Source organism: Leucobacter tenebrionis (assembly GCF_019884725.1).
GTDB lineage: Bacteria > Actinomycetota > Actinomycetes > Actinomycetales > Microbacteriaceae > Leucobacter > Leucobacter tenebrionis.
The window spans coordinates 3,347,608-3,371,993 of sequence record NZ_CP082322.1 but is presented as its reverse complement, the minus strand read 5'-3'; the positions used below and the strand labels follow the sequence as shown (position 1 = coordinate 3,371,993).

Below are 24,386 nucleotides of genomic sequence, written 5' to 3'. Positions count from 1 at the left end.
CCCTACAGCCGCGCGGCGTGGATCGCGGTCACCAGAATGGCGCGCGCGCCGAGATCGTAGAGGCGATCCATGATCTGGTTCGCCTCGTCGGAGGGGACCATCACGCGCACCGCGACCCAGCGCTCATCCTTCAACGGCGAGACCGTGGGCGATTCGATGCCGCCCGCCACCCGGGTCGCGGCCTCGAGCTGATCGACCGGCAGGTCGTAGTCCATGATCACGTACTTGCGTGCCACCAGTACGCCGCGCAGGCGGCGCAGGAGTCGCTCGACGTCGGCGTGCTCGGTGGGGCCGCCGATGAGCACCGCCGTGGACTCGAGGATCACGGGTCCGAAGATCTCGAGGCCCGCCGCGCGCAGCGTGGCCCCGGTCGACACCACGTCGGCCACCGCGTCCGCGACGCCGAGCTGCACGGCCGACTCCACGGCGCCGTCGAGCTTCACCAGCTCGGACACGATGCCCCGGGCGCGCAGGAAGTCGTCGACGAGCTTCGGGTAGCTCGTCGCGACCCGCTTGCCGTCGAGGTGCTCGAGCTCGGTGATCCCGCCGCCCGACGGCGAGGCGAACCGGAACGTCGAATCGGCAAAGTCGAGTGCCTCGATCTCCGACGCGGCCGAACCCGAATCGAGCAGCAGGTCCCGCCCCGTGATCCCGACGTGCAGCGCGCCCGACCCCACGTAGGTGGCGATATCGCGGGGGCGCAGATAGAAGAACTCGACGCCGTTGCGGGCATCGGTGTGCACGAGCTTCCGGCTGTCCCGGCGCCCCGAGTACCCCGCCTCGGCGAGCATCTCGGCGGCGATCTCGGAGAGCGATCCCTTATTGGGAACGGCGATGCGCAGCATGGGGTTCCTTCGTGTGTCGCGCGACCGGTCGGGGAACCGATCGCTGAGTGTGCTGGGGAGACCCCTGCCGACCCGGTCGGGTCGGCGAGGTCGCTCACAGATACTTGTAGACGTCCTCGAGCTTCAGGCCCTTGGCGAGCATCAGCACCTGCAGATGGTAGAGCAGCTGGCTGATCTCCTCGGCGCAGGCTGCGTCGCTCTCGTACTCGGCCGACATCCACACCTCGGCGGCCTCCTCGACCACCTTCTTGCCGATCGCATGCACGCCGGCATCGAGCTGCTGCACGGTGCCGCTTCCCGCCGGCCGCGCCGCGGCCTTCTCACTCAACTCGGCGAACAGGTCCTCGAACGATTTCACACGACTACACTACAGTGCCGCTCAGTGCCGATGAGCCGCTGCGGCGAGCCTGAGCTCCGCGATCCGCTCCTCCGGCACACCGCCGTAGACCGCCGAACCCGCCACGAAGGTGTCGGCTCCGGCCTCCGCCGCGATCCCGATCGTGTCCTTCGAGATACCGCCGTCGACCTGCAGCCAGACGTCGAGGCCCGATGCGGCCTTCGCCTCGGCGAAGCGGCGCAGCTTGGGCATCATGTCGGGCATGAACGACTGGCCGCCGAAACCGGGCTCGACGGTCATGACCAGCACCTGGTCGAACTCCGGCAGCAGTTCGAGATAGGGCTCGGGGTCGGTGCCCGGCTTCAGCGCGATGCCGGCGCGGGCGCCGATATCGCGAAGGCGGCGGGCGAGCCCGACCGGATCCTCCGCGGCCTCCGCGTGGAAGGTGACGGAGTATGCGCCGAGCTCGGCGTACCCGGGGGCCCAGCGGTCGGCGTCCGAGATCATGAGGTGCACGTCGAGCGGGATCGGCGACACCGCCTGGATACGCTCGACGACCGGCGGCCCCATGGTGAGGTTGGGCACGAAATGGTTGTCCATGACGTCGACGTGCACGAGATCCGCCGAGGCGATGGCCTCGAGTTCGGCCTGCAGATTGACGAAGTCGGCGGACAGGATGCTCGGGTTGATGCGCTGCGCGGTCACGGCTCCCAGTCTAGAGGGCGAGCGCCCATGCCCTCCCCCACCTCGTTATGGTGGAGTCATGAGCGAAGCGAGCGGGGATGCGGGCGCCGATGCGGGTGGCGCGGAGCCGGTGAGCCCCGAAGCCCCGCGCACCGAGCCGGGAGAATCGGCGTCTCCGCCCGCGCCCGAGGAGCCGAGGCTGTTCTCCGACGCTCCCCCGGGGCTCTCGCTTCCCGCCGGGCTTCCGCCGTCGCCCGGCATCCTGCCGCCCGAGATCACCCTCCCGCCGGGGTTCACATTGGGGCAGGATCCGCTGCGTGCGACGCAGCCGACGGACGGCTCCTTCGCGGCTCCGCACGAGGGCGGTTTCACGTCGGTCTTCGAGACGCCGTCCGTTCAGGCCCAGGCCACGCAGCAGGAGCAGCGTGAGGCGCAAGCGCAGCACCAGGCTCAAGCGCAGGCACAGCAGGCTCAGGCAGCGCAGCACGCTCAGGCGCAGCAGCCGCCCCAGCAGCCCCAGCAGCCCTTGGAACCGCGTCAGCAAGCACAGCAGGCGCCGCAATCGGTCCAGCCGTCGCCGCAGGCCCCGGCCGCGTCCCCTTCGACGACAATCGGCGGCGCGCCGTCGAAGGGATCCGGCCTCTCACGAGGCGCGATCATCGGCATCGTGGGCGCCGGTGTGCTGGCCGTGGTGCTGTTCTTGCTCGTCTTCGTGGCGCCGTCGCTCGCGGGAGACGGCTCGGACGCCGAGCCGTCTCCCGACGCGGCGCAGACCGCAACCGCGGAGGATGCGGTGGAACTGTTCCTGACCGCCCTCGCCGACGGCGACGCCGACACGGCCGTTCGCCTCGCCGGGGCCGACGCGAGCGACCCGCTGCTCATCGATGACGTGCTCGCCCGCTCGCGGAGCCTCGCTCCGATCACCGTGACGGCGGTCAAGACCATCACACCCGACGAGCCAACGCGGGCCGTGGTGAATGCGACCTTCAGGCTCGGCGACCGCTCGGTGAACCGAGACTTCACCGTGTGGCGCACCGACGACGAGTGGATCCTCTCCGACGCGCTCGTCGCGCTCCCCCTCTCGGCGTTCGACGAGCTCGACCCCTCGGTGAACGGAGTACCCCCGGGCAGCGATCAGCCGCTCGTCTTCCCGGGCGCCTACGAGATCGAGCTCGGCGTCGATTCCTTCGACCTCGCCGTCGAGGGTGAGCCGCTCGATGTGCTCTCCGTCGCCGTGTCGGAGGACGCGGCCCCGCTGCACACGGCGGAGCCGGCGCTCACGGAGGCGCGCACCGAGGAGTTCCGGCGGCTGGTGCGCGCCTCGCTCGAGGAATGCCTCGCGATGCCCGCGCTGAGCACCCCCTGCGGCCTCGACGTCTCGGCACCGCTCGACGACGGAGCGATCCCGATCGAGGGCAGCGCGCAGCGCGCACTCGCCGCCGAGGGCGAACGCGCACTCGACGAGCTGACCCCCTCACCCGACTACGCCGATCCCGCCCGCGTCACGACCTACGACTACATCTACATCTCGACCCGCATCGAGGCCGACCGCGGGGGTGAGCTCATCAGCGGCACCCTGTACTCGAGCGGAGACCTGCTGCATCCCTACGTCGACTTCTCAGATGAGGAGCCCCGCGTCACCTGGGAGTGATCCTCACCGGCTCCCCGCGGGCTCACGGATCCTGAAGACCGATTCGCGGCGCGGGCCGAAACACCCTCCGAGGGGTGAGCGGTCGCGCCCTCGTGAAGGATGCGACGCCACGGCTTCTCACGTTCGCCAGTGCCGCTGCGTCTACTGTGTGAGACGCTTCTGGCACTGGAGAAGGCAGTACGAACGCACGAGCGAGACGTGGAGGAGCATCCGATGAGCGCCCTGTTCGGAGACGACATGATCGACCGACCCGCACCGGAGCTGCCCGAGGGCGCGCACTACGTGCCGGGCTGGCTGACCCTGGAGCAGCAGCGCTGGATCGTCGCCCGCTTCCACGAGTGGACGAACGGGCCCGTACCGATCCGCGCGGCGAAGGTGCGCGGGCACGAGATGAGCGTGCGCACGGTCTGTCTCGGCTGGCACTGGAGGCCCTATGAGTACACCCGCGAGGCCGTCGACGTGAACGGCAACCGGGTGCTCGACTTCCCCGACTGGATGGTGCGCCTGGGGCGCAAGGCGCTCGTCGCGGCGACCGGAGACCCGCACGCGGGCGACGACTACACACCCGACACGGCTCTGGTGAACTTCTACGACGACACCGCCCGGATGGGCATGCACCAGGACAGGGACGAGCGATCCCTCGCCCCGGTGGTGTCGCTGTCGATCGGAGACACCTGCCGGTTCCGCTTCGGCAACACCGAGACTCGCAACAAGCCCTACCAGGACATCGATCTCGCCTCCGGCGACCTGTTCGTGTTCGGCGGCCCCTCCCGGCTCGCCTATCACGGCATCCCGAAGGTCTACCCCGGCACCGCCCCCGAGGGCTGCGGACTGGAGTCCGGGAGGATCAACATCACCATGCGGGTCACCGGCCTCGATGGCTGACAACCCGCCCCGTCGCCGCGACTGCACCGAATGAACACTGCACCGCACGAACGAAGGATGTCAGATTTGACCCCCACGACTCCCACCGAAGCACCCGCCGCGACAGACGATCCCGGCATCGTCATCGGCGAGGACGGGCTCGCACGCCCTGCCTGGGCGAGCGTCGACCCGATGCTGCGCGACTACTACGACACCGAGTGGGGCATGCCCGTCCGCGACGAGCAGGGGGTGTACGAGCGCGTCAGCCTCGAAGCGTTCCAGGCCGGGCTGTCGTGGGCGACGATCCTGCGCAAGCGGCCCGCGTTCCGCGCCGCGTTCGACGGCTTCGACCCCGAACGGGTCGCCCGCTACGGGGAGGCGGAGATCGAACGACTCATGGCCGATGCGGGGATCGTGCGGAACCGTGCGAAGATCCTCGCCGCGATCACGAACGCGAACGCGACGATCCGGCTGCGCGAGAAGGGCGGGCTGGCCGAGTTCATCTGGTCATTCCAGCCGTCCGAGACGCCCGCACCGCGCACGTTCGCGGAGATCCCCACCAAGTCGCCCGAGTCTTCGGCACTCTCCAAGGCGCTGCGCAAGGAAGGGTTCGCGTTCGTCGGCCCCACGACGATGTACGCGCTGATGGAGGCAATCGGGATCATCGACACCCACCTCGTCGGCTCGCACCGCCGCGGCTCCTCCGGCGTCTGGCCCGCATGAGCGCCGAGGCCCGCACGAGCGCCGTCTCGCAGATCAGGATCGACGCCGACGGCCCATTCGACCATGACGCGGCGCTCGGCACCCTCGCCGCTCACGCCGTCGACGGTCTGCACCGGGTCGACCTCGGCGCGGCGGGGCTGACCCGCTGGATCGACGTCCACGGCGACGCGCACCGGGTTGTCGTGCGGCTCGACGCGGACGGCGCGACCATAGCGACAGCGACCCATGACACGGGCGTCAACGCCGAGATCGCCTCACTGGTGCGGCACTGGTTCGATCTCGATACCGACCTCGCGCCCGTCAACGCCCGCCTCGGCGTGGACTCGGTGTTCACCGAGCAGGTCGCGTCGCGGCCGGGCATCAGGATCACCCGATTCCACGCCCCGTTCGAAGCGGTCATCCTCACCGTGCTCGGCCAGCAGGTCTCCCTCGCCGCCGGGCGACGCTTCGCGGCCCGGCTCGTCGCCGCCTACGGCACCCCCGCCTACGGCACCCACCCGACCGCGGGCGACCAGAACTCGGGGCTCCGGTGTTTCCCCTCGCCGGCGATCCTCGCAGCCACGCCCGTCGAAGAGTTGCGTGCGGCGGTCGGGCTCACCGGGGCCCGAGCACGCACCGTGCACGAGGTCGCCGTGCTCTTCTCCGAGGCGGACGACAGCGCAGCGCTGCCGGCACGAGCCGATCTGCGCAGGGTCCGCGGTATCGGGCCGTGGACGCTGGACTATCTCGCGATCCGTGCGGGCGGTGACCCGGACGCGTTCCCGCTGACGGACGCCGTGCTGCGCCGCACCCTGGCCGTATCCGGCCCAGGTGCCGACGCTGCGCGCGTCGAGTCGTGGAGTCCGTACCGCAGTTACGCAGCCTCGCGGCTCTGGGCGCGATCCCTCTGATCCCGGATCTCGCATCCGCTCTGACCGGGGCGTCTGCCCGGTGGGGGTCGGATCCCGCCGGAAGGAGCGCCGGGGTCAGGAAGGTGGTGCGCTCGACGCGCCCGGCAGATCCGACGCCCCCTCCGGATGCTCGACGTAACTGCGCGACAGCATCCGATACGAGCGCGTCAGCGCCGCTCCGACGGCGAGCGCGATCGAGAGCAGCCCCGCGAAGAGGAAGATGAGTGCGATACCCCGCGCGTCTCCCTCGCCGAGGAGCCACCCCCAGCGGTCCTGCCCCGCGGAGCGTTCCATGTAGGGCACGATCCAGAACTCCGCGACGGGAGCGATGAGGAACGAGGTGATGGGCGCCGTGGCGGCCTCGAAGGTCATGGCGAACCCGAACACGCGACCCTGCTTCTCGTAGGGCACGACGCGCTGGATCACCGTCTGCTCGGCCGCCTCGATCGCGGGCATCAGGATCATGAACAGCCAGATGCCGACGACGAAGAGCCAACCCCACTCCCGCAGCGTGAAGAGTCCGCCGATCACTCCGGTGAGGGCGACGAGGACGAGCATCGTGCGGATCGGGTTCCTGCCGAGCCCCCACTTCGCCACGATCGCGCCGCCCACGACGAACCCCGTTGAGGCGAGGCCGAACAGGATGCCCCACGCCTCGACCGGGAACAGCGTCAGGCCGTACGGATCGAGCAAGGCCATGAAGACGCCGCCCGTGAGGTTGTTGAAGGTGGTGAAGATGATGAGGGCGAGCAGCCCGGGCACGGCGAGGACCGCGACGAAACCGCCGCGGAAGTCGACGGCCTTTCGACCGGGTTCGCTCACGATCTCGGGTTCGGCGACGCGGATCAGATGCAGGTGCGCGAGCGGGATCGCCGTGCACACCGCGGCGATGAGCATGGTGGGCCCCATCCCCAGCATGCCCACGGACAACCCGCTGAAGACGCTCGTGGCGATGAACGCGAGCCCCTGCACGGTGCCCACGAGACCGTTGGCGTTGGCGTGGCGCTCTGTCGGCACCAGCAGCGTCACCGTGGTCGAGAGTGCGAGGTTGCGCAGCAGTTCCACGACGCAGCCGATGAGCACGATCACCGCGAACACCCAGAAGCCCGGTCCCGCGAGATCGAGCAGTGCCGCCTCGCCGAGCGCGAAGAACATCACGCAGGCGATGACGAACGCGGTCAGCGATATCCACGCCGAGATCCGCATGACGCGCAGCTTGCGGAAGCGATCGACCATGCTGCCGAAGTACATCGAGCTGAGCGCGATGATGAGCATGTAGGCGCCGCCCAGCACACCGGTCGCGAGGATGCTGCGAGTCTCGATGAACACCCAGAACACCACTGCGAACCACAGGAAGTTAGTGGTGAGGTTCGCGACCGCCGTGTTCACGAGCAGGTGCAGGAAGACTCGCATGATGCGGTTTCAGGACCCGCGCTCGAAGAGCGAGACGAACATCGCGTCGGTGCCGTGCCGGTGCGGCCAGAGCTGCGCGCTGAGCCTCTCGCCCGCCAGGTCGAGCGGCGCGCGTACAACGCGGCCGAGCACCGTTCCGGCGTCGAGCTCGCGGAGTTCGGAGTGGCGGCGCAGCAGCCGATCCACCACCACCCGCGTCTCCGCGAGGTGCGGCGAGCAGGTCACATAGGCCAGCAGGCCGCCCTCGGCGAGGTGTGCGACGGCCGCGTCGAGCAGCTCGGCCTGCAGAGAGGTGAGCTCGGGAAGATCCGAGGGACGCTTGCGCCAGCGCGCCTCGGGTCTGCGGCGCAGCGCGCCGAGGCCGGAGCACGGCGCGTCCACGAGGATCCGGTCGAAGCGGGCGTCCGAGCCGCCGTACGCCGCGTCGTCGCGTCCGTCATGAGAGACGATCTCCACTTCGTCGGCGTGCGCCTCGACCGAGCGCCGCACGAGCTCCGCTCGGTGCTCGGAGACCTCGTTGGCCCGCAGACCGGCTCCTGAGAGTGCGGCCTCGGCCGCGAGCACCGCCGTCTTGCCCCCGGGGCCCGCGCAGAGGTCCAGCCACCGCTCCCCCGCCCGGGGCTCGCGCGCTCGGCTGAGCGCGAGCGCGGCCAGCTGCGATCCCTGATCCTGCACCCGCACGACCCCGGCCGGGAGATCGAGGGAGTCGATGGCGCGCGCGGGATCGCCTCCGGTCAGCTCTAGCCCGAGCGGAGACGGCCCGCTCGCGGTGAGCGCCGCCTCCTCTCTGCGCGTATCGATGCTGAGCGCCTCGGCGGTCTCGGCGTCGATGTCGGCTCCCGGCAGCAGCGCGAGGCTCACGCGCGGGGAGGCGTTGTCGGCGGCGAGCAGATCGTCGAGCTCGTGCTGACGCCCCTCCGCACGCAGTGCGTCGCGCAGTGCGCGCAGCACCCAGGCCGGGTGCGAGGTCGTCGCGGCGAGCGCGTCGTCCTCGCTCCGGGAGGCCGCGGTGATCCGCTCGTCCCACTCGGCGTTCGACGCTCGGCCGATCGCCCGCAGCACCCCGTTCACGAAACCGGCGGCTGCTCGGTTGCCCACGCGGCGCTGCAGCTCGACGCTCTCGTTGACGGCCGCGTGATCCGCGGTGCGCATCGAGAGCAGCTGGTGCGCCCCCAGACGCAGCACGTTCAGCGTGCGGGAGTCGATGCGCTCGGCATCGCGGTCGGCTGCGAGCTCGACGATGCGGTCGTAGCGCCCGCGCCAGCGGAGCGCCCCGGAGGCGAGTTCGGTGGCGAGCGCGGCGTCGCGGCCGTCGAGACGGGCCTCGCGGATCCTCGCGGAGAGCGCGAGGTTCGCGTAGGCGTCGCGGTCGTCGACATCGCGCAGCACGTCGTAGGCGACCATGCGGGCCGGGCTGACCCGGGCCGGCGGCGTATGCCTCTGCTGCCCCCGCCGGTGGTGATCGCGGGAGCCGGATCGGGGCCCGCGTCGCGGGCCCTGCGTTCCATTCGCGTTCATGCCAGTTCCGCCTTTCCTCCGCGGCCGCGCAGCCAGGCCGCGCCCTCCATCGCTGGTTTGCCCGCGGGCTGCACGCGATCGAGCACGAGCGCACCCTCAGACAGGCGCAGGATCGCGCGCCCGTCGATGAGGCTGACCGATCCGACGGGCGTCGGCGGTTCAGCGGCCGCCCACGCGATCTCGTGGAGCTTCAGGGGCAGGCCGTCGTGCATCGCGAAAGCCCCCGGTTCGGGCGTCACCCCCGCCCAGTGCGCGAGCACCTCGCGCGCGGGGCGCGCGAGATCGAGCCGGCCGTCGTCGCGCACCAGCTTGTGCGCATAGGACGCTTCGCCCGCCTGCGGTTCGCCCGCCTCCGGATCCGCCGAGAGCGCGTCGATCCCCGCGAGCAGCGCGCCCGTGCCGAACTCGGCGAGCGACGTGAGCGCGTCGCCCGCAGACGTGCCCGGCTCGAACTCACGGGCGTCGCGGCTGAGCACATCGCCGGCGTCGAGCGCCGCGACCAGCCGGAAGACCGTCACTCCCAGCCGCTGCTCGCCGGCCTGCAGCGCTCGCTGCACCGGCGCTGCTCCGCGCCACCGCGGCAGCTCCGAGAAGTGCAGGTTGATCCAGCCGTGCTCGGGCAGGCTCAGCAGCGGCTCCCGCACCAGACCGCCGTAGGCGACGATCACCCCCAGCTCCGGGGCGAGGCGCCGCACCCACTCGGTCGCGGTCTCGTCGAGGCGGTTCGCCTTGAGGGTCGGGATCCCGAGCTCGGCCGCGGCGACCGCGACCGGCGAGGGGGTGAGCACCCGCTTGCGCCCGAGGGGCGCATCCTCGCGCGTGATGACACCGGCGACCTCGTGCCCCGCTTCCGCGAGAGCGTGCAGGCTGGGCACGGCGAACTCCGGGGTTCCGGCAAAGACGATCCGCATCCGTCCATTCTCTCATCCCGGCGGCATCCTCACACTCGAAGCGCCCCGCTCGGTACCCTTCACCGCTCAGGGCCCAGCGCCCTCCAGCGCCCTCCACCCCCAGTGCCCTCCACCACTCAGTGCCCAGCGCCCTCCACCACTCAGGGCCCAGCGCCGTCCAAGTAGGAGTTCCTCATCCACGCGGGCGTTTCCACCGGGAATCACCCGCGCAGATCGCGATCTCCTCCCTGAACGACGGAGCCGGCACACCCCTACCCGTCGAACACTCCGCGGTCATCGAAGCGGAGCCTCAACGCCTCGGGCCGGGCCCTGCCCGGCGCCCGCCCGCGAGTGCGCGACGAGGACCCCGCGGCGTCGGCCACGAGGGCGCCCCGCAATCGACTCGCGGCCTCCGCGCCCTGCGCATAGTCGAAACGCACGATCGCGCGCACCAGGCCCGGGGGCGTCTTCGCCGCGCCGCCGGGAGGGATCGGCGTCGGGCCGAGGTGGTCCACGCCCGGCAGGTCGGCGATCTGCCGCAGCGCGCGCTCGACCTCGTCGGGGCCGCCGCTGACGCTCGCCACGCGCACGGCGGGCGGGTACCGGAGGGCATGGCGATCCCGCAGCTCGGTCCGCAGCCACTCCTCGGTGCGTCCCGTGACGAACGCGCGCACAACGGGTCCGCCGCCCGAAGCCATGAGGCAGATGCCGTCGGGGGCCGCGAGCGCGGCCGCGTTCTCCCACCAGCGCAGGCAGTCCTCGCCGGCCCGCAGCGTCTCGAGACTCAGCAGCCGTTCCGCGTCGAGCAGCACGACGGCCCGGTATCCGCCCGCCGCGAGCGGCTCGGCACCGCGGGTCGCGACCACAAGTGCGGGCCGCGCGTCGACGAGCTCCCTCGGGTGCTCACCGTCGCTGAGGATCACGCGCGCGCCCTCGAACTGGCGCTCGAACTGCTCGACCGTTCGACCGGATCCCATGCCGCGCTCCTCGAGACGACGGCCGTCGCAGGTCGTGCAGCGCCACCCCTCGGCGTGCTCGCCGCACCAGCGGCAGGACGCCCGGCCGACCACGCGGAATCCGATCGGGCCGCCGCACGCGTTGCAGCGGGCGAGGTCGCCGCACTCGGTGCACACCGCGACCGGGGCGTATCCCGGAGTCGCCACCTGCACGAGCACCGGGCCGTGGCGCAGCCCCTCCCTGATCGTGCGAGCCGCGAACTCGGGCACGCGCCCCGCGAACGCGTCGGGGGTCATCGATGCGTCGGCGTGCACGATGCGGGTGCGCCGCGGCGGGTTCTGCTGAGCGCGCACGTAGCCGATGTCGACGAGCCGCTGCACCTCGGAGCTGCGGGCGTGAGACGCGAAGAAGAGCCCCGCGCCCGACTGCCCGGCGCGCACGAGGGCGGCATCGCGGGCGTGCACGTAGGGGGCGAGCGGTTCAGCGAGCACCGGATCGCCGTCGTCCCACAGGATGATGGCGCCGAGCCGGTGCGCGGGCGCGTAGACGGCCGAACGGTTGCCGAGCACGATGCGAGGCTCGGGGTCGAGCGCCCTGAGGAATCCGGCGTAGCGCTCGGCGTTCGACTGTCGCGAGTCGACCCGCACCGCATCGGTGTGCCCGAGCGCCGCCAGCGCGTCTCGAACCTGATCGAGATCCCGATAGTCGGGTACGACGAGGATCGCGCTGCGCCCGCGAGCGTGCACCGCGATCGCGAGCCGCGCCAGCTGGGCGGCCCAGCCCCCCACCCACTCACCCGTGTGCAGGCGCTCGGGACCGTGAGACGAGGTGAGCGCGAGCCTGGCGCCGTCGATCAGAGCCGCTGCGATCCCGTCTTCCGGCGCGGGCTGGGTCGGCTCCAGGGCCGGATCAGCGGGGGTCGGCGCCACGACGGCATCTGCGGGCGCGGCTTCTGCGGGGGTCGGTACCACCGCGGCTGCTGCAGGCGCGGCTTTGACGGGCTCGGACGGTGCAGTCCGGGCCAGGTGCTTCTTCTCGACCCGTACCTGGCGCGTCGGGATCGCGAGGCGAAGGATGTCACCAGCCGAGCCGCCCGCGCGATCCGCGACGGCCCTCGCGAGCCGCCACACCTCCGGCGTCAGCTGCGGAACCGGCGTGACGATGTCGGCGATCGCCGACAGCTCACCGCCGAAATCACTGCGCTCGGCGAACTCGATGACGTAGCCGAAGCTGCGGCGGTCCTTCGACCGGAAGGGCACCCGCACACGTTGGCCGACACGCAGTTCGTCGGCCAGCTCTGGCGGCACAGCGTAGTCGAAGAGGTGGTCGAGCTGCGGCAGCGCCGAGTCGAGCAGCACCCTGGCGACCGGGCGGCCGTTCGCCGCCTCGGCGCGCTCGAACGCCGCACCCCGCTCGGCGGGTGCGGCGGCTTCTTCGCCCGCATCTGCCGCGCTCACGACGGCCTACACCCCGGCAGCGGCCCGCAGTTCGGCCACCCGCGGCGTCGCCTCCCAGGTGAACTCGGGCAGCTCCCGCCCGAAGTGCCCGTAGGCGCTGGTCTTCGCGTAGACGGGGCGCAGCAGCTCGAGGTCGCGGATGATCGCGAGCGGACGCAGGTCGAACACCTCGCGCACCGCGGACTCGATGCGCTCACGTGGCACCGTCTCGGTGCCGAAGGTCTCGACGTACAGACCGACCGGGTGGGCCCGGCCGATGGCGTATGCGACCTGCAGCTCGGCGCGCTTCGCGAGGCCGGCGCGCACGACGTGCTTCGCGACCCAGCGCATCGCGTAGGCGGCCGAGCGGTCGACCTTCGACGGATCCTTTCCGCTGAACGCACCGCCGCCGTGACGGCTCGCGCCGCCGTAGGTGTCGATGATGATCTTGCGGCCGGTGAGCCCGGCATCGCCCATCGGGCCGCCGACCACGAAGGGGCCGGCGGGGTTGATGAACAGATTCGCGGCATCGCTCGCGAGCTCCACGCGCTCGAGCACGGGGCGAACCACAAGACGCTCGACCGCGTCTTGCAGCGCCCGCTGCGAGATGTCGGCGTGATGCTGGGTCGACACGACCACGGCCTCGACGCTGACCGCGCGCTCGCCCTCGTAGCCGATCGTCACCTGCGTCTTGCCGTCCGGGCGCAGTTCGGGCAGCGCGCCGCTCTTGCGCACCTCGGTGAGGCGCTCGGCCATGCGGTGCGCGATCCAGCTCGGCAGCGGATGCAGCTCGGGCGTCTCGTCGGTCGCGAAGCCGAACATGATGCCCTGATCGCCCGCACCCTGACGGCTCAGGTCGTCGCCGTCACCGGCGACCTCGCCGCTGCGCACTTCGAGCGAGGAGTCGACCCCGCCAGCGATATCAGGGGACTGCTGGCCGATCGACACCGAGACCCCGCACGAAGCGGCGTCGAACCCCATCTCCGAGCTCGTGTAGCCGATCTCGCGCACGGTGTCGCGCACGATCTGGGGGATCTCGACGTAGCCCGAGGTCGAGACCTCGCCCGCCACATGCACGAGCCCCGTGGTGACGAGGGTCTCCACGGCCACCCTGGCCCCGCGATCCTGCTCGAGCATGGCGTCGAGGATCGAATCGGAGATGCGGTCGCAGATCTTGTCGGGGTGCCCCTCGGTGACGGACTCGGAGGTGAACTGGCGCAGGCTCACGGTGGGCCTCCTTCTCGTGGGATGGTGTGGGCAGGGATCGCCGAACATGCCAGTGGCGTCGGATGCTCAGGCTGCTGCGCTGAGGCTATCCGACGCCACTGACATTGATGCGGGGATGTCGCCCGGTTAAGAAACGGACGGGGTCTCGCGATCGCACCCGCCGCGTCGTGCTCTACTCCGCCGGGGAGTCCGCCGGGTCGATCGTCTCGAGTGCCTGCTCGACCGTGGCGGCAGCATCGGCCGAGGCCTCGTCGAGCATCTCGACGGCGCTCTCCGAGCGCTCGTTCATGACGATCTTGCCCTCGACGATCTCGTGCAGCGCGATCGACAGCGGCTTGTCGTCGACCGACGAGTCGACGAGCGGCCCCACATTGTCGAACAGATTGCCGTCGTGCAGATCCGTGTAGTAATCGTTGATCTGGCGGGCGCGCTGCGAGGCGAAGATCACCAGAGCATACTTCGAATCCACCTTCTCGAGCAGATCGTCGATGGGCGGATCGATGATGCCGTTGGGGTTGGCCATGTACACACTCCTCTAGTTGACCTGATCATCTTAGCCGAGGAACGTGATTTTCGCTGAGAGGACGGGGCGGTCCGGACTGCTGGAGACTCAACCGAGCAGCGATCGGACGAGCACGTGCCCCCTACCCGACGTGAGCCTCGTCCAGGTGAGCGAACGCGACATCAGGACGCGATCCTCGTCTCGCAGAAACCCCATGACCTCGGCCGCGAACGCCGCGGCCGCCGGAAGACCGGGCGCGATCTCCGCGCCCCATACCGAGGCCCGCACGCGCTGCACGACGGCCTCTCCCGGGTCTTGCGGCAGCGCCGCGCTCACTCGCGCGATCCCCTCCTCAGCCGCCCTCGCGAGCGATCCCGCGTCGAGCGCAGCCGTGGGCGTCCACCCGGCGACCGGCGGCAGCACGCCCGCCCAAGCCGCCATGGCAGTGACATCGGGCACGTCGAGCGCGAGGCCTGCGATCCCGAGCCTCGCGATGCGGTCGAGCAACGCCCTCGCCTGGACCGTGGCGTCGACGGCGGCCTCCGGCTCCTCCGCCAGCGCGAATGCCCGCATCACGAGCACGACAGGAACCGGATCGGTGATCCCCCTCGGCGCCTGCGTGCACCCGTATACGGCGAACGCGCTCCCCCGCGAGGCGATCCGCACCTCCGCCTCCCCTGCACGCAGCAGGCGCTCCAGGAAGATGCGCAGGTCATCGCGAGTCGCGTGGTCGGCGAGGGAAAGCAAGGCAGCCATTCACCCCAGCCTAGCGGGGCCGATAAGGTGGAACAGACCCGCAGCTGAGCTGCCGACAGGAGGAACCATGACTGCCTTCCCAGACCTGCTCAACATGCTCTCGGTACTCGACTCCGGGGCGCGCACCCGGGAGGACATCCTCACGGGCCCCGCCTTCCCCACGCCGCACGGCCGCTCCTTCGGCGGCCAGGTGCTCGGCCAGGCCATCGCCGCTGCCGGCGCCACGGCCCCCGAGGATCGGCTGCTGCACTCCATGCACGGGTACTTCCTGCGGCCAGGGGAGAGCGAGGAGCGCATGACCTTCGAGGTCGCCCGCCTCCACGACGGCCGCTCCTTCTCCACCCGCCGCGTGCAGGCGTATCAGAACGGCGAGGTGCTGATGTCGATGATCTCGTCGTTCCAGAGCCTCGACACCGGACTCGAGCATCAGGAACCCGTCGATCTCACAGGACTTCCCGAGCCCGAGTCGCTGCCCAGCGTATGGGAGAGGTACGGGCACCTCAGCGGCAGCGGCCGGGCGTCGTGGATGCTGAACCGCCCCTTCGACTTCCGCTACATCGAATCCGACATGGTGCTCGAGGTCGCCGAGCAGGTGAGCCACCAGCGCGTGTGGATGCGCAGCCGCGACACCTTCGACGCGCCCGCCCTGCTGCAGAGCGCGGCACTCGCGTTCGCGAGCGACTACCTGCTGCTCGAGCCGATCGCGCGGCGGCACGGGATCCCGTGGGCCACCCCCGGGATGCGGGCCGCCAGTCTCGACCACGCCATGTGGTTCCACCGGCCGTTCCGCGTCGACGAGTGGCTGCTCTACGAGCTCGAGTCACCCACCTCTCAGGGCGGGCGAGGGCTCACCCACGGCCGGTTCTACAACCGCGACGGCGAGCTGGTGGCGAGCGTTTCGCAGGAGAGCATGATCCGGCTCCCCGAGACGACGTAGGAGAGCACGGGATCCGCGGTTCAGCCCCGCCGCATCCGCAGCGGCTCGTCGGTCCAGGGCTCCACCGAGGCGCGCCCCTCGTCGCTCAGGCGCACGGGCTTCAGAGTATTCCCGTCGACGACCACGAGCGTGGTGATCGCGCGCGCCGCGACGGTACGCTCCGCGTGCGAACCGTCGACGATCTCGTAGTGGATCTCCAGGCTCGACCCCCCGAGCTTCCCCACCCACAGCTCGACCGTGATGGGCTGCGCAGCATACTCCAGAACACGCAGGAACTCGATCTGCTGGTTCGCGACCAGCGTCTTCAGGGGCTGAGGCCCCTCTCCGCGGAATTGATGCTCCATGCCCGTGCGCTCGCGCGCCGAGCCGAGCTCGAAGGTGCGCACGCGCGCCTCCTCGAGGTACCGGGCGTAGGTCACGTTGTTGATGTGACCGTAAGCGTCCTGGTCGCCCCAGCGAAGCTCCATGTCGACGTGCACGCGTGCCATGATCGTTCCTCTCGATAGGGGCCGAGAGGCGGACCTCACCGCCGATCCGGGGATCGAACGCGGGAGATCCGCCTCTCGAGGCAGATGCTAGTCGCGCGTCAGCTTGCGGTAGGTGACGCGCGAGGGCTTGGCGGCCTCGGCGCCGAGACGCTCGATCTTGTTCGCTTCGTACGCCTCGAAGTTGCCCTCGAACCAGTGCCAGTTCGCCGGGTTCTCCTCGGTGCCCTCGTAGGCGAGGATGTGCGTCGCGATGCGGTCGAGGAACCACCGGTCGTGCGTGATGACCACGGCGCAGCCGGGGAACTCGAGCAGCGCGTTCTCGAGCGACTGCAGGGTCTCGACGTCGAGGTCGTTGGTCGGCTCGTCGAGCAGCAGCAGGTTGCCGCCCTGCTTCAGCGTCAGCGCGAGGTTGAGGCGGTTGCGCTCACCGCCCGACAGCACTCCGGCCTTCTTCTGCTGATCCGGGCCCTTGAAGCCGAACTTCGAGACGTAGGCGCGCGAGGGGATCTCGGTCTTGCCGACCGTGATGAAGTCGAGCCCGTCGCTCACCACCTCCCAGAGGTTCTTCTCGGGGTCGATGTTGGCGCGGTTCTGGTCGACGTAGCTGATCTGCACGGTCTCGCCGATCTTCAGCTCGCCGCCGTCGAGCGGTTCAAGGCCGACGATCGTCTTGAACAGCGTGGTCTTGCCGACGCCGTTCGGGCCGATCACACCCACGATGCCGTTCGGCGGCAGCGAGAACGAGAGGCCGTCGATGAGCTTGCGATCGCCGAAGCCCTTCTCGAGGTTCTTCGCCTCGATGACCACGTTGCCGAGGCGCGGACCCGCCGGGATCTGGATCTCCTCGAAGTCGAGTTTGCGCGTGCGCTCGGCCTCAGCCGCCATCTCCTCGTAGCGTGCCAGACGCGCCTTCGACTTGGCCTGGCGGCCCTTCGCGTTCGAGCGCACCCACTCGAGCTCCTCCTTGAGGCGCTTCTGCAGTTTCTGGTCCTTCTTGCCCTGGACCTCGAGTCGCGCGGCCTTCTGCTCCAGGTAGGTCGAGTAGTTGCCCTCGTAGCCGATGAGGCGGCCGCGGTCGACCTCGGCGATCCACTCGGCCACGTTATCGAGGAAGTACCGGTCGTGCGTGATCGCGATCACGGCGCCCGGGTACTTCTGCAGGTGCTGCTCGAGCCACAGCACGCTCTCGGCGTCGAGGTGGTTGGTGGGCTCGTCGAGCAGGAGGAGGTCGGGCTTCTGCAGCAGCAGGCGGCACAGCGCGACGCGGCGCTTCTCACCGCCCGAGAGATGCTTCACCTCGGCGTCGCCCGGAGGCGTGCGCAGCGCGTCCATCGCCTGCTCGAGCTGGTTGTCGAGATCCCAGCCGTCGGCCGCGTCGATCTCCTCCTGCAGCACGCCCATCTCGGCGAGGAGCGCGTCGAAGTCGGCGTCGGGCTCGGCCATGAGCGCCGAGATCTCGTTGAAGCGGTCGACCTTCGCCTTGATGGCGATGCCCTCCTGGATGTTCTCGAGCACGGTCTTCGACTCGTCGAGCTCCGGCTCCTGCATCAGGATGCCGACGCTGTAGCCGGGGGCGAGCGCGGCGTCGCCGTTCGACGGGGTGTCGAGACCGGCCATGATCTTCAGGATGGTCGACTTGCCCGCACCGTTCGGGCCGACCATGCCGATCTTGGCGCCGGGCAGGAACGCCATCGTCACGTCGTCGAGAATGAGCTTCTCGCCCACCGCCTTGCGGGCGCGAACCATCTGGTAAATGTACTCAGCCATATGCTTTCTCGGGCGCGAGAGCGCCCCGAACTCCTTGCGTCCTGAGGATGAAACGGATCGCCACTACTCTACCGCCCGCCTCCGACACGCGGGCGACCCGGCGTTGCGGTAGAGCACTGAGACGTGCTCCGCTGCCTCGACTGCCTCGACGCGCGATCACCAGTCGATGGGGCGCGTGTTCCCGATCAGGCAGATATCCTGGGCGGGGCCGACGGCCGGCTTCGCCTCCGCGACGAAGCTGCGGTCCTCCGCGACCACCTGCCCGATGAGGCAATCGACGCCGATGCGCACCGACACGAAGATGCTGTCGGCCGCCAGACCGGTCTTCGACTCGTCGAAACTGACCTGCATGAGGCTCTTGTCGAAACCCGCGTCGACCACCGCGTCCACGACCGGCACGCCCTGCACGGGCTGGTCTCCCGCCGAGAAGGCGCGGAGCACCTCGGTGAAGTAGGGAAGGTTGTCTGCCGCGCTGCCGTCGGGCACGAGTTCCGGGGCCGAGGGAGGCGGCTCCGGCGCCTCCCGTTTCGGGGTTTCAGGGGTCGGCCCCTCGAGCAGCGAGCAGCCCGTCAGCACTACCGAGCTGAGTGCGATCGCGCCGAGCACCGCGGCGAGGCGGCCGGAGGATGGCAAGGGAAAAGGCACTCCCTCAGTTTATGCAGCGCTCCCTGCGCACTCGCCGAGTCGAACGGACGTCCGAGCAGGCGAGCAGCCGAGTGGCCGAGCAGCCGAGCGATCGAGCGGCCGACTTGGCCCGAGTGCTTCGCTCACATTCGCGTGTTCTCAGCGAATCGCGAGCACTTCTCCACAAATTGCCCGAACGGCCTCCCTGCGCCCCAGCCATGCCCCAGGCTGGATGCCGAGAGGCGGATCAGATCGCTGCACCGGTCCGATTCACCGACTCGTCCACGCACTCGCCCGAATCGGGCCTCACGAACGGAGCACATCATGTCCACTCCCGTCAGCGTCGTCGGCACCATCGCGACCGACCCCCGCCTCACCAAGTCCCCCGCGAAAGCCGCGTTCTGCACTTTCCGGGTTGCGAGCACGGAGCGCAGATACGACCGCGAGAAGAACCAGTGGATCGACGGCGAGACGAACTGGTTCACCGTCAACGCCTTCCGCTCGCTCGCGGAGAATGCCGAGCGCTCGTTCGAGAAGGGAGATCGCGTCGTCGTCAACGGCCGCATGCGCGTGCGTCAGTGGGCGACCGAGGAGAAATCGGGAACGTCGGTCGAGATCGATGCCGACGCGCTCGGCCACGATCTCCGCTGGGGCGTTTCCAAGTTCGAGAAGCAGCCGCGCTCGAGCGCCGGTGCCTCGGTCGAGAACTCCCCCGATCGGGAAGAGCCGACCCTATCCGCTTCGGCCGGCGACTCGGATGAGAACCCCCTTCGGACAGATGCGGAGGGATCGCGGGGTGGGTCCTCGGGCGATCCGGATGCGACAGCGGAGACCGGTGGGAACGACGCCTCTCAGAGGTTCGGCGAGGACGGGTTCCTACCGCTGGCCGCGTGACAGCCATCGTGTGCCCGGGGTGCCGGCGCCGTCAGCTCGGGCACCCCGAGAAAACGCCGGCACTCCGGGTCAGCGCAGGTATTCCGAGAACGCCGCGCGCACCTTGTTGACCTTCGGGGCCGCGACGGCGAGGCAGTATCCCTGCGTGGGATTCTTCGCGAAGAAATCCTGGTGATGCTCTTCGGCGGGATAGACCTCGCCGAGCGGTTCGATCGTGGTCACCACCTCGCCGGGCCAGATCTCCGAGGCCCGCTGCCTCGCCGCCTCGAAGAGTCGGCGCTGAGCCTCGTCCGCCGGGAACATCGCAGATCGGTACTGCGTACCGACGTCCGCACCCTGCCGATTCAGCTGCGTCGGATCGTGCATCGTGAAGAACGCGTCGAGGATCACGTCCGCCGGGATGACGCTCTCGTCGAAGGTCACGGCCACGGCCTCGGCATGACCGGTGGTGCCGGTGCAGACCTGCTCATAGCTCGGATCGGAAACGGTGCCGCCCGTGTAGCAGGAGACCACCTCGGTGACTCCCCGCAAGGCGCGGTAGGCCGCGTCGAGGCACCAGAAGCAGCCGCCGGCGAGCACGAAGGTCGTGGTACTCATGATGCGTTCCCTCCATCCGACTCGCTCCACCAGGTGTCCTGCGGGCCGACCGGTAAGCGACGCTTGTGCTCCGTGCCGCGGTACCGGCCCTCGAGGTTCTCCGCTACCGGCGTCGGCACCGCCTCGCCGCGCAGATAGGCGTCGATCTCGGAGTAGGTCACCCCGAGGCTCGACTCGTCGGACTGACCGGGTTCGCTGTCGAGCAGATCGGCGGTCGGAATCTTCTTCCAGAGGCGCTCCGGCGCGTCCAACTGCCGCAGCATCTCGGCGCCCTGTCCCTTCGTGAGTCCGGACAGCGGCACCACGTCGGCCGCACCGTCACCGAACTTCGTGAAGAAACCGGTGATGGCCTCCGCAGCGTGATCGGTTCCGATGACGAGCAGCCGGCGGTCGCCGGCGATCGCGTACTGCGCGACCATGCGCATGCGGGCCTTCACGTTTCCCTTGTTGAAGTCGCTCACGGGCTCCCCCGCACCGGTCGACACCGCTGACGACAGAGCGTCGACCGCGGGTGCGACGTCGACCGTCACCGCGCGATCCGGCTGAATGAAACGCAGGGCCAGCTGCGCGTCGTCCTCATCCTGCTGCACTCCGTAGGGCAGTCGCACCGCGATGAACTCGGCGTCTCGGCCTTCCGCACGCAGACGCTCGACCGCCGACTGCGCCAGCTTTCCAGCCAGCGTCGAATCCTGTCCGCCCGAGATGCCGAGCACGAAGCCTCGAGAGCCCGGCACCGACCGAGCGTAGTCGGCGAGGAACGCCACCCGGCGCTCCACCTCCGCTGCCGGATCGATCTCCGGCACCGCCCCGAGCTCACGAATGATCTGCTGCTGCGTATCGCCCATGCTCCCCACCATACTCCGCGAGTGTGACGGCTACATGACGAGTTCCTCGAATGGCACGAGGCAGCGCGGACCGAGCAGACCCTTCAGCTCGCCGAAAAGATCGGAGGTGATGCGCACCTGCTCGCGGAGCTCGAAGATCCTCACTGCGTGGGGCGTGATCAGGCTGAGCCGCACCTCGCTGTCGCCGGGATGGCGCCGCAGCGTCGACTTCAGCTCGTGCATCAGCGGCTCCGTCGCGCGCGCCTCCGAGAGCGTCAGCGCAAGAGAGGTCGCGTCATCCTGCACACCGGCATCGATCGGCTTCACTCCGTAGGCGTGCATCGACATGCCGTCGTCGCGCGAGTTCAGCTTGCCTCGAATCGCCACGATGCTGTCGGGCTGCAGCAGGCTGCCGAACTCCTGATAGGACTTGCCCATGAACAGGGCCTGCACCTCACCCGTGAAGTCCTCGATCGTCACCATGCCGTAGAGGTTGCCCGACTTCGCGGTGCGGTGCTGCACGCTCGTGAGCAGCCCCGCGACGGTCACGATCTCTCCGTCGTAGGTCGCGCTGTTCTCGGGGTTCGTGATCTGCTGCACGGTCACGCTCGCCTCCTTCGCGAGGGCGACGTCGAGCCCGCGCAGCGGATGATCCGAGACGTAGAGACCGAGCATCTCGCGCTCGAACGACAGCTTGTCCTTCTTGGTCCACTCCGGTCGATCCGGCACCTGCGAGACCGTGTCGACCGGCTCCCCCGCGTCCTCGGCGGCCTCGGCGAAAAGACTGTCGAAATCGAAGCCGACGTCGCCCTTCTCCTCGGCGCGCTTCTCCTTCACCGCGCTCTCGATGGCCTGCTCGTGGATCTCCACGAGGGCGCGGCGCGTGCCTCCGAGGCCGTCGAAGGCGCCCGCCTTGATGAGCGACTCGATGGTGCGCTTGTTGAGAGCGGCGATCGCGACCTTCTTGAGGAAATCGTGGAAGCTCTCGAAGGCCCCCTTCGTCTCTCGCGCCTCCCTGATCGCGTCGACCACGTGACCGCCCACGTTGCGGATGGCGCCGAGGCCGAAGCGGATGTCGTCCCCCACGGCCGAGAAGTTGGCGAACGACTCGTTGACGGCCGGAGGCAGCACCTTGATGCCCATGCGTCGGCACTCGTTGAGGTAGAGCGCCAGCTTGTCCTTCGAGTCGCCCACGCTCGTGAGCAGAGCGGCCATGTACTCCGCCGGGTAGTGCTCCTTGAGGTAGGCGGTCCAATAGCTGACCACGCCGTAGGCCGCGGAGTGCGCTTTGTTGAACGCGTAGTCGGAGAACGGCAGCAGAATGTCCCACAGCGCCTTGATCGCAGCATCGGAGTAGCCGCGCTCCCTCATGCCGCCGGAGAAGCCCTCGTACTGCTTGTCCAGCTCCGCCTTCTTCTTCTTGCCCATGGCGCGGCGCAGAATATCTGCCTGGCCGAGCGAGAACCCGGCCACCTTCTGCGCGATCGACATCACCTGCTCCTGGTAGATGATGAGGCCGTAGGTGGTGCTGAGGATCTCCTTCAGGGGTTCCTCGAGCTCGGGGTGGATCGGCGTGATCTCCTGCAGGCCGTTCTTGCGCAGCGCGTAATTGGTGTGGGAGTCGGCACCCATCGGACCCGGCCGGTACAGCGCCAGCACGGCCGAGATGTCCTCGAAGTTATCGGGCTTCATGAGGCGCAGCAGACCGCGCATCGGGCCGCCGTCGAGCTGGAACACGCCCAGCGTGTCACCCCTGGCGAGCAACTCGTATGAGGCGGCGTCGTCGAGCGGCAGCCGCTCGAGATCGAGCTCCTCGCCGCGGTTCAGCCGGATGTTCTCGAGGGCGTCGGAGATGATCGTGAGGTTGCGCAGCCCCAGGAAGTCCATCTTGATGAGCCCGAGGCCCTCGCAGGTCGGGTAGTCGAACTGCGTGACGATCTGGCCGTCCTGCTCGCGCTTCTGCAGCGGGATGATGTCGATGAGCGGATCGCTCGACATGATCACGCCGGCCGCGTGCACGCCCCACTGGCGCTTCAGTCCCTCGAGGCCGAGCGCGGTGTCGTACACCTTCTTCGCGTCCGGGTCCTCCTGCAGCACGGCGCGGAACTCGGCCGCCTCCTTGTACCGCGGATGGTCGGGGTCGGTGATGCCCGAGAGCGGGATGTCCTTCGCCATCACCGCCGGCGGCATCGCCTTCGTGAGCTTCTCCCCCATGCCGAAGGGGAAGCCCAGCACGCGCGAGGCGTCCTTGAGCGCCTGCTTCGACTTGATCGTGCCGTAGGTGACGATCTGGGCGACGCGCTCGTCGCCGTACTTCTCGGTCACGTACTTGATGACCTCGCCGCGGCGGCGATCATCGAAGTCGACGTCGAAGTCGGGCATCGAGACGCGATCCGGGTTGAGGAAGCGCTCGAAGATGAGTCCGTGCTGCAGCGGATCGAGGTCGGTGATCCTCATCGCGTACGCGACCATCGAGCCCGCGCCGGAGCCGCGGCCCGGGCCCACGCGGATCCCGTTGTCCTTCGACCAGTTGATGAAGTCCGCGACCACGAGGAAGTACCCGGGGAACCCCATCTGGGTGATCACGCCGATCTCGTACTCGGCCTGCTTGCGCACCTCGTCGGGGATACCGTTCGGGTAACGGTAGTGCAGGCCCTTCTCGACCTCCTTCACGAACCAGCTGTCCTCGGTCTCCCCCTCGGGCACCGGGTAGCGGGGCATGTAGTTGGCGGAGGTGTTGAACTCGACGCTGCAGCGTTCGGCGATCTCGAGCGTGTGGTCGCATGCCTCGGGGTAGTCGCGGAATATGTGCCGCATCTCGGCGGCGCTCTTGAGGTAGTAGCCCGAGCCGTTGAACTGGAACCGGTTCGGATCATCGAGTCGCGAACCCGACTGCACGCAGAGCAGCGCCGAGTGGGCCCCCGCATCGGCCTCGTGCACGTAGTGCAGGTCGTTCGTGGCGACGAGCGGGATATTCAGGTCGCGCGCGATCTTGATGAGGTCTGACTGCACCTGGCGCTCGATGTCGAGGCCGTGATCCATCAGCTCGCAGTAGAAGTTCTCCTTGCCGAAGATGTCCTGGAACTCGGCGGCGGCCTTCACCGCCTCGTCGTACTGGCCGAGCCGCAGACGGGTCTGGATCTCGCCCGAGGGGCACCCGGTCGTGGCGATGATGCCCTTGCCGTAGGTCTGCAGCAGCTCACGGTCCATGCGGGGTTTGAAGTAGTACCCCTCCATCGAGGAGTAGCTCGAGAGCCGGAAGAGGTTGTGCATGCCCTCGGTGTTCTCGGAGAGCATCGTCATGTGGGTGTACGCCCCTGCGCCGGACACGTCGTCGCCCGCGCCGTCGCCCCACCGCACGCGCGTGCGATCCGAGCGATGCGTACCCGGAGTCAGATAGGCCTCGATGCCGATGATCGGGTTGAGGCCGCGATCCCGCGCCTGCTTCCAGAAATCGAAGGCGCCGAAGGTGTTGCCGTGGTCGGTGACCGCGATAGCGGGCATCCCCTGCGCCACCGCTGCGTCCATGAGCGGCCCCACTCGCGCCGCACCGTCGAGCATC

Annotated in this window: 21 protein-coding genes and 1 pseudogene; 6 read left to right on the top strand and 16 right to left on the bottom strand. The window is 69.3% G+C overall.

Annotated elements, in window-relative coordinates; translation table 11 throughout:
* Window positions 1-2: 2 nt before the first annotated feature.
* The 3 genes from hisG to rpe form a co-directional block, all read right to left on the bottom strand.
* Window positions 3-845: an ATP phosphoribosyltransferase gene (gene hisG / locus KVY00_RS15440; protein ID WP_223043740.1), complete on the bottom strand. Its 843-nt coding sequence runs from the start codon at window positions 843-845 to the stop codon at window positions 3-5.
* Between the two features lie 94 nt (window positions 846-939).
* Window positions 940-1,203: a phosphoribosyl-ATP diphosphatase gene (locus KVY00_RS15435; protein WP_223043739.1), complete on the bottom strand. Its 264-nt coding sequence runs from the start codon at window positions 1,201-1,203 to the stop codon at window positions 940-942.
* A 21-nt stretch (window positions 1,204-1,224) separates the two neighbouring features.
* Window positions 1,225-1,887 (bottom strand): ribulose-phosphate 3-epimerase, encoded by a 663-nt coding sequence (gene rpe, locus KVY00_RS15430; protein WP_223043738.1) that lies wholly within the window; start codon window positions 1,885-1,887, stop codon window positions 1,225-1,227.
* A gap of 58 nt (window positions 1,888-1,945) precedes the next feature.
* Between rpe and KVY00_RS15425 the strand changes: the two genes are divergently transcribed.
* The 4 genes from KVY00_RS15425 to KVY00_RS15410 all read left to right on the top strand — a co-directional run bounded on the left by KVY00_RS15425 (window position 1,946) and on the right by KVY00_RS15410 (window position 5,994).
* Window positions 1,946-3,517, top strand: coding sequence for a hypothetical protein (locus KVY00_RS15425; protein ID WP_223043737.1), 1,572 nt, complete (start codon window positions 1,946-1,948; stop codon window positions 3,515-3,517).
* Window positions 3,518-3,730: 213 nt separating this feature from the next.
* On the top strand, window positions 3,731-4,402 hold the full coding sequence (locus KVY00_RS15420; RefSeq protein ID WP_223043736.1) for an alpha-ketoglutarate-dependent dioxygenase AlkB family protein: 672 nt from the start codon (window positions 3,731-3,733) through the stop codon (window positions 4,400-4,402).
* 57 nt (window positions 4,403-4,459) lie between these two features.
* The gene (locus tag KVY00_RS15415; RefSeq protein ID WP_223043735.1) at window positions 4,460-5,104 is read left to right on the top strand and encodes a DNA-3-methyladenine glycosylase I; all 645 of its coding nucleotides are present in this window, start codon (window positions 4,460-4,462) and stop codon (window positions 5,102-5,104) included.
* Window positions 5,101-5,994, top strand: coding sequence for a DNA-3-methyladenine glycosylase family protein (locus KVY00_RS15410; RefSeq protein WP_223043734.1), 894 nt, complete (start codon window positions 5,101-5,103; stop codon window positions 5,992-5,994). The genes KVY00_RS15415 and KVY00_RS15410 overlap by 4 nt, the downstream gene beginning before the upstream one ends.
* Window positions 5,995-6,069: 75 nt before the next feature.
* Here KVY00_RS15410 and KVY00_RS15405 read toward each other — a convergent pair whose 3' ends face one another.
* The 7 genes and pseudogenes from KVY00_RS15405 to KVY00_RS15375 all read right to left on the bottom strand — a co-directional run bounded on the left by KVY00_RS15405 (window position 6,070) and on the right by KVY00_RS15375 (window position 14,693).
* Entirely contained in the window at window positions 6,070-7,407 is a 1,338-nt protein-coding gene (locus KVY00_RS15405) for an MFS transporter (protein ID WP_223043733.1), read from the bottom strand.
* Window positions 7,408-7,416: 9 nt separating this feature from the next.
* Window positions 7,417-8,925, bottom strand: a complete 1,509-nt coding sequence (locus KVY00_RS15400; RefSeq protein WP_223043732.1) for an RsmB/NOP family class I SAM-dependent RNA methyltransferase — start codon at window positions 8,923-8,925, stop codon at window positions 7,417-7,419.
* Entirely contained in the window at window positions 8,922-9,836 is a 915-nt protein-coding gene (locus tag KVY00_RS15395) for a methionyl-tRNA formyltransferase (RefSeq protein WP_223043731.1), read from the bottom strand. Before KVY00_RS15395 ends, KVY00_RS15400 begins: the two co-directional genes overlap by 4 nt.
* 251 nt (window positions 9,837-10,087) lie before the next feature.
* On the bottom strand, window positions 10,088-12,229 hold the full coding sequence (locus KVY00_RS15390; RefSeq protein ID WP_223043730.1) for a primosomal protein N' family DNA-binding protein: 2,142 nt from the start codon (window positions 12,227-12,229) through the stop codon (window positions 10,088-10,090).
* Window positions 12,230-12,235: 6 nt separating this feature from the next.
* Window positions 12,236-13,435, bottom strand: a complete 1,200-nt coding sequence (metK, locus tag KVY00_RS15385) for a methionine adenosyltransferase (protein WP_223043729.1) — start codon at window positions 13,433-13,435, stop codon at window positions 12,236-12,238.
* Between the two features lie 274 nt (window positions 13,436-13,709).
* Window positions 13,710-13,958 (bottom strand): annotated as a pseudogene (rpoZ, locus tag KVY00_RS15380) (DNA-directed RNA polymerase subunit omega); the annotation flags it as partial.
* 87 nt (window positions 13,959-14,045) lie between these two features.
* The gene (locus tag KVY00_RS15375; RefSeq protein ID WP_223043727.1) at window positions 14,046-14,693 is read right to left on the bottom strand and encodes a hypothetical protein; all 648 of its coding nucleotides are present in this window, start codon (window positions 14,691-14,693) and stop codon (window positions 14,046-14,048) included.
* Between the two features lie 67 nt (window positions 14,694-14,760).
* Here KVY00_RS15375 and KVY00_RS15370 point away from each other — a divergent pair, with 67 nt between their 5' ends.
* Window positions 14,761-15,630: an acyl-CoA thioesterase gene (locus tag KVY00_RS15370; RefSeq protein ID WP_223043726.1), complete on the top strand. Its 870-nt coding sequence runs from the start codon at window positions 14,761-14,763 to the stop codon at window positions 15,628-15,630.
* 20 nt (window positions 15,631-15,650) lie between these two features.
* On the opposite strand, the gene KVY00_RS15365 is transcribed toward KVY00_RS15370, so the two are convergent.
* The 3 genes from KVY00_RS15365 to KVY00_RS15355 all read right to left on the bottom strand — a co-directional run bounded on the left by KVY00_RS15365 (window position 15,651) and on the right by KVY00_RS15355 (window position 18,530).
* Window positions 15,651-16,118, bottom strand: a complete 468-nt coding sequence (locus KVY00_RS15365) for an acyl-CoA thioesterase (protein WP_223043725.1) — start codon at window positions 16,116-16,118, stop codon at window positions 15,651-15,653.
* Window positions 16,119-16,205: 87 nt separating this feature from the next.
* On the bottom strand, window positions 16,206-17,885 hold the full coding sequence (gene ettA, locus KVY00_RS15360; protein ID WP_223043724.1) for an energy-dependent translational throttle protein EttA: 1,680 nt from the start codon (window positions 17,883-17,885) through the stop codon (window positions 16,206-16,208).
* Between the two features lie 156 nt (window positions 17,886-18,041).
* The gene (locus KVY00_RS15355; protein ID WP_223043723.1) at window positions 18,042-18,530 is read right to left on the bottom strand and encodes a DUF6993 domain-containing protein; all 489 of its coding nucleotides are present in this window, start codon (window positions 18,528-18,530) and stop codon (window positions 18,042-18,044) included.
* A gap of 303 nt (window positions 18,531-18,833) precedes the next feature.
* Between KVY00_RS15355 and ssb the strand changes: the two genes are divergently transcribed.
* Entirely contained in the window at window positions 18,834-19,403 is a 570-nt protein-coding gene (gene ssb, locus KVY00_RS15350; protein WP_223043722.1) for a single-stranded DNA-binding protein, read from the top strand.
* A gap of 69 nt (window positions 19,404-19,472) precedes the next feature.
* Here ssb and msrA read toward each other — a convergent pair whose 3' ends face one another.
* From msrA to dnaE, 3 genes are read right to left on the bottom strand one after another with little or no spacing between them, the layout of a single operon-like run.
* Complete coding sequence (msrA, locus tag KVY00_RS15345; RefSeq protein WP_223043721.1) at window positions 19,473-20,000, bottom strand: peptide-methionine (S)-S-oxide reductase MsrA; 528 nt, start codon at window positions 19,998-20,000, stop codon at window positions 19,473-19,475.
* Window positions 19,997-20,845, bottom strand: a complete 849-nt coding sequence (gene nadE, locus KVY00_RS15340) for an ammonia-dependent NAD(+) synthetase (protein ID WP_223043720.1) — start codon at window positions 20,843-20,845, stop codon at window positions 19,997-19,999. Before nadE ends, msrA begins: the two co-directional genes overlap by 4 nt.
* A 30-nt stretch (window positions 20,846-20,875) precedes the next feature.
* Window positions 20,876-24,385 carry a DNA polymerase III subunit alpha gene (dnaE, locus tag KVY00_RS15335; protein WP_394358291.1) on the bottom strand — a complete coding sequence of 1,170 codons (3,510 nt, stop codon included), beginning with the start codon at window positions 24,383-24,385 and terminating at the stop codon, window positions 20,876-20,878.
* Between the last annotated feature and the right edge of the window lies 1 nt (window position 24,386).

Bases quoted from the DNA above. Each gene is read 5' to 3' on its own strand.
- msrA (WP_223043721.1), bottom strand. From the start codon at position 20,000: ATGAGTACCACGACCTTCGTGCTCGCCGGCGGCTGCTTCTGGTGCCTC.
- KVY00_RS15405 (WP_223043733.1), bottom strand. From the start codon at position 7,407: ATGCGAGTCTTCCTGCACCTGCTCGTGAACACGGCGGTCGCGAACCTC.
- KVY00_RS15395 (WP_223043731.1), bottom strand. From the start codon at position 9,836: ATGCGGATCGTCTTTGCCGGAACCCCGGAGTTCGCCGTGCCCAGCCTG.
- KVY00_RS15365 (WP_223043725.1), bottom strand. From the start codon at position 16,118: ATGGCACGCGTGCACGTCGACATGGAGCTTCGCTGGGGCGACCAGGAC.
- ettA (WP_223043724.1), bottom strand. From the start codon at position 17,885: ATGGCTGAGTACATTTACCAGATGGTTCGCGCCCGCAAGGCGGTGGGC.
- KVY00_RS15410 (WP_223043734.1), top strand. From the start codon at position 5,101: ATGAGCGCCGAGGCCCGCACGAGCGCCGTCTCGCAGATCAGGATCGAC.
- KVY00_RS15425 (WP_223043737.1), top strand. From the start codon at position 1,946: ATGAGCGAAGCGAGCGGGGATGCGGGCGCCGATGCGGGTGGCGCGGAG.
- KVY00_RS15420 (WP_223043736.1), top strand. From the start codon at position 3,731: ATGAGCGCCCTGTTCGGAGACGACATGATCGACCGACCCGCACCGGAG.
- ssb (WP_223043722.1), top strand. From the start codon at position 18,834: ATGTCCACTCCCGTCAGCGTCGTCGGCACCATCGCGACCGACCCCCGC.
- KVY00_RS15370 (WP_223043726.1), top strand. From the start codon at position 14,761: ATGACTGCCTTCCCAGACCTGCTCAACATGCTCTCGGTACTCGACTCC.
- dnaE (WP_394358291.1), bottom strand. From the start codon at position 24,385: ATGCTCGACGGTGCGGCGCGAGTGGGGCCGCTCATGGACGCAGCGGTG.
- KVY00_RS15375 (WP_223043727.1), bottom strand. From the start codon at position 14,693: ATGGCTGCCTTGCTTTCCCTCGCCGACCACGCGACTCGCGATGACCTG.
- hisG (WP_223043740.1), bottom strand. From the start codon at position 845: ATGCTGCGCATCGCCGTTCCCAATAAGGGATCGCTCTCCGAGATCGCC.
- KVY00_RS15400 (WP_223043732.1), bottom strand. From the start codon at position 8,925: ATGAACGCGAATGGAACGCAGGGCCCGCGACGCGGGCCCCGATCCGGC.
- nadE (WP_223043720.1), bottom strand. From the start codon at position 20,845: ATGGGCGATACGCAGCAGCAGATCATTCGTGAGCTCGGGGCGGTGCCG.
- KVY00_RS15415 (WP_223043735.1), top strand. From the start codon at position 4,460: ATGTCAGATTTGACCCCCACGACTCCCACCGAAGCACCCGCCGCGACA.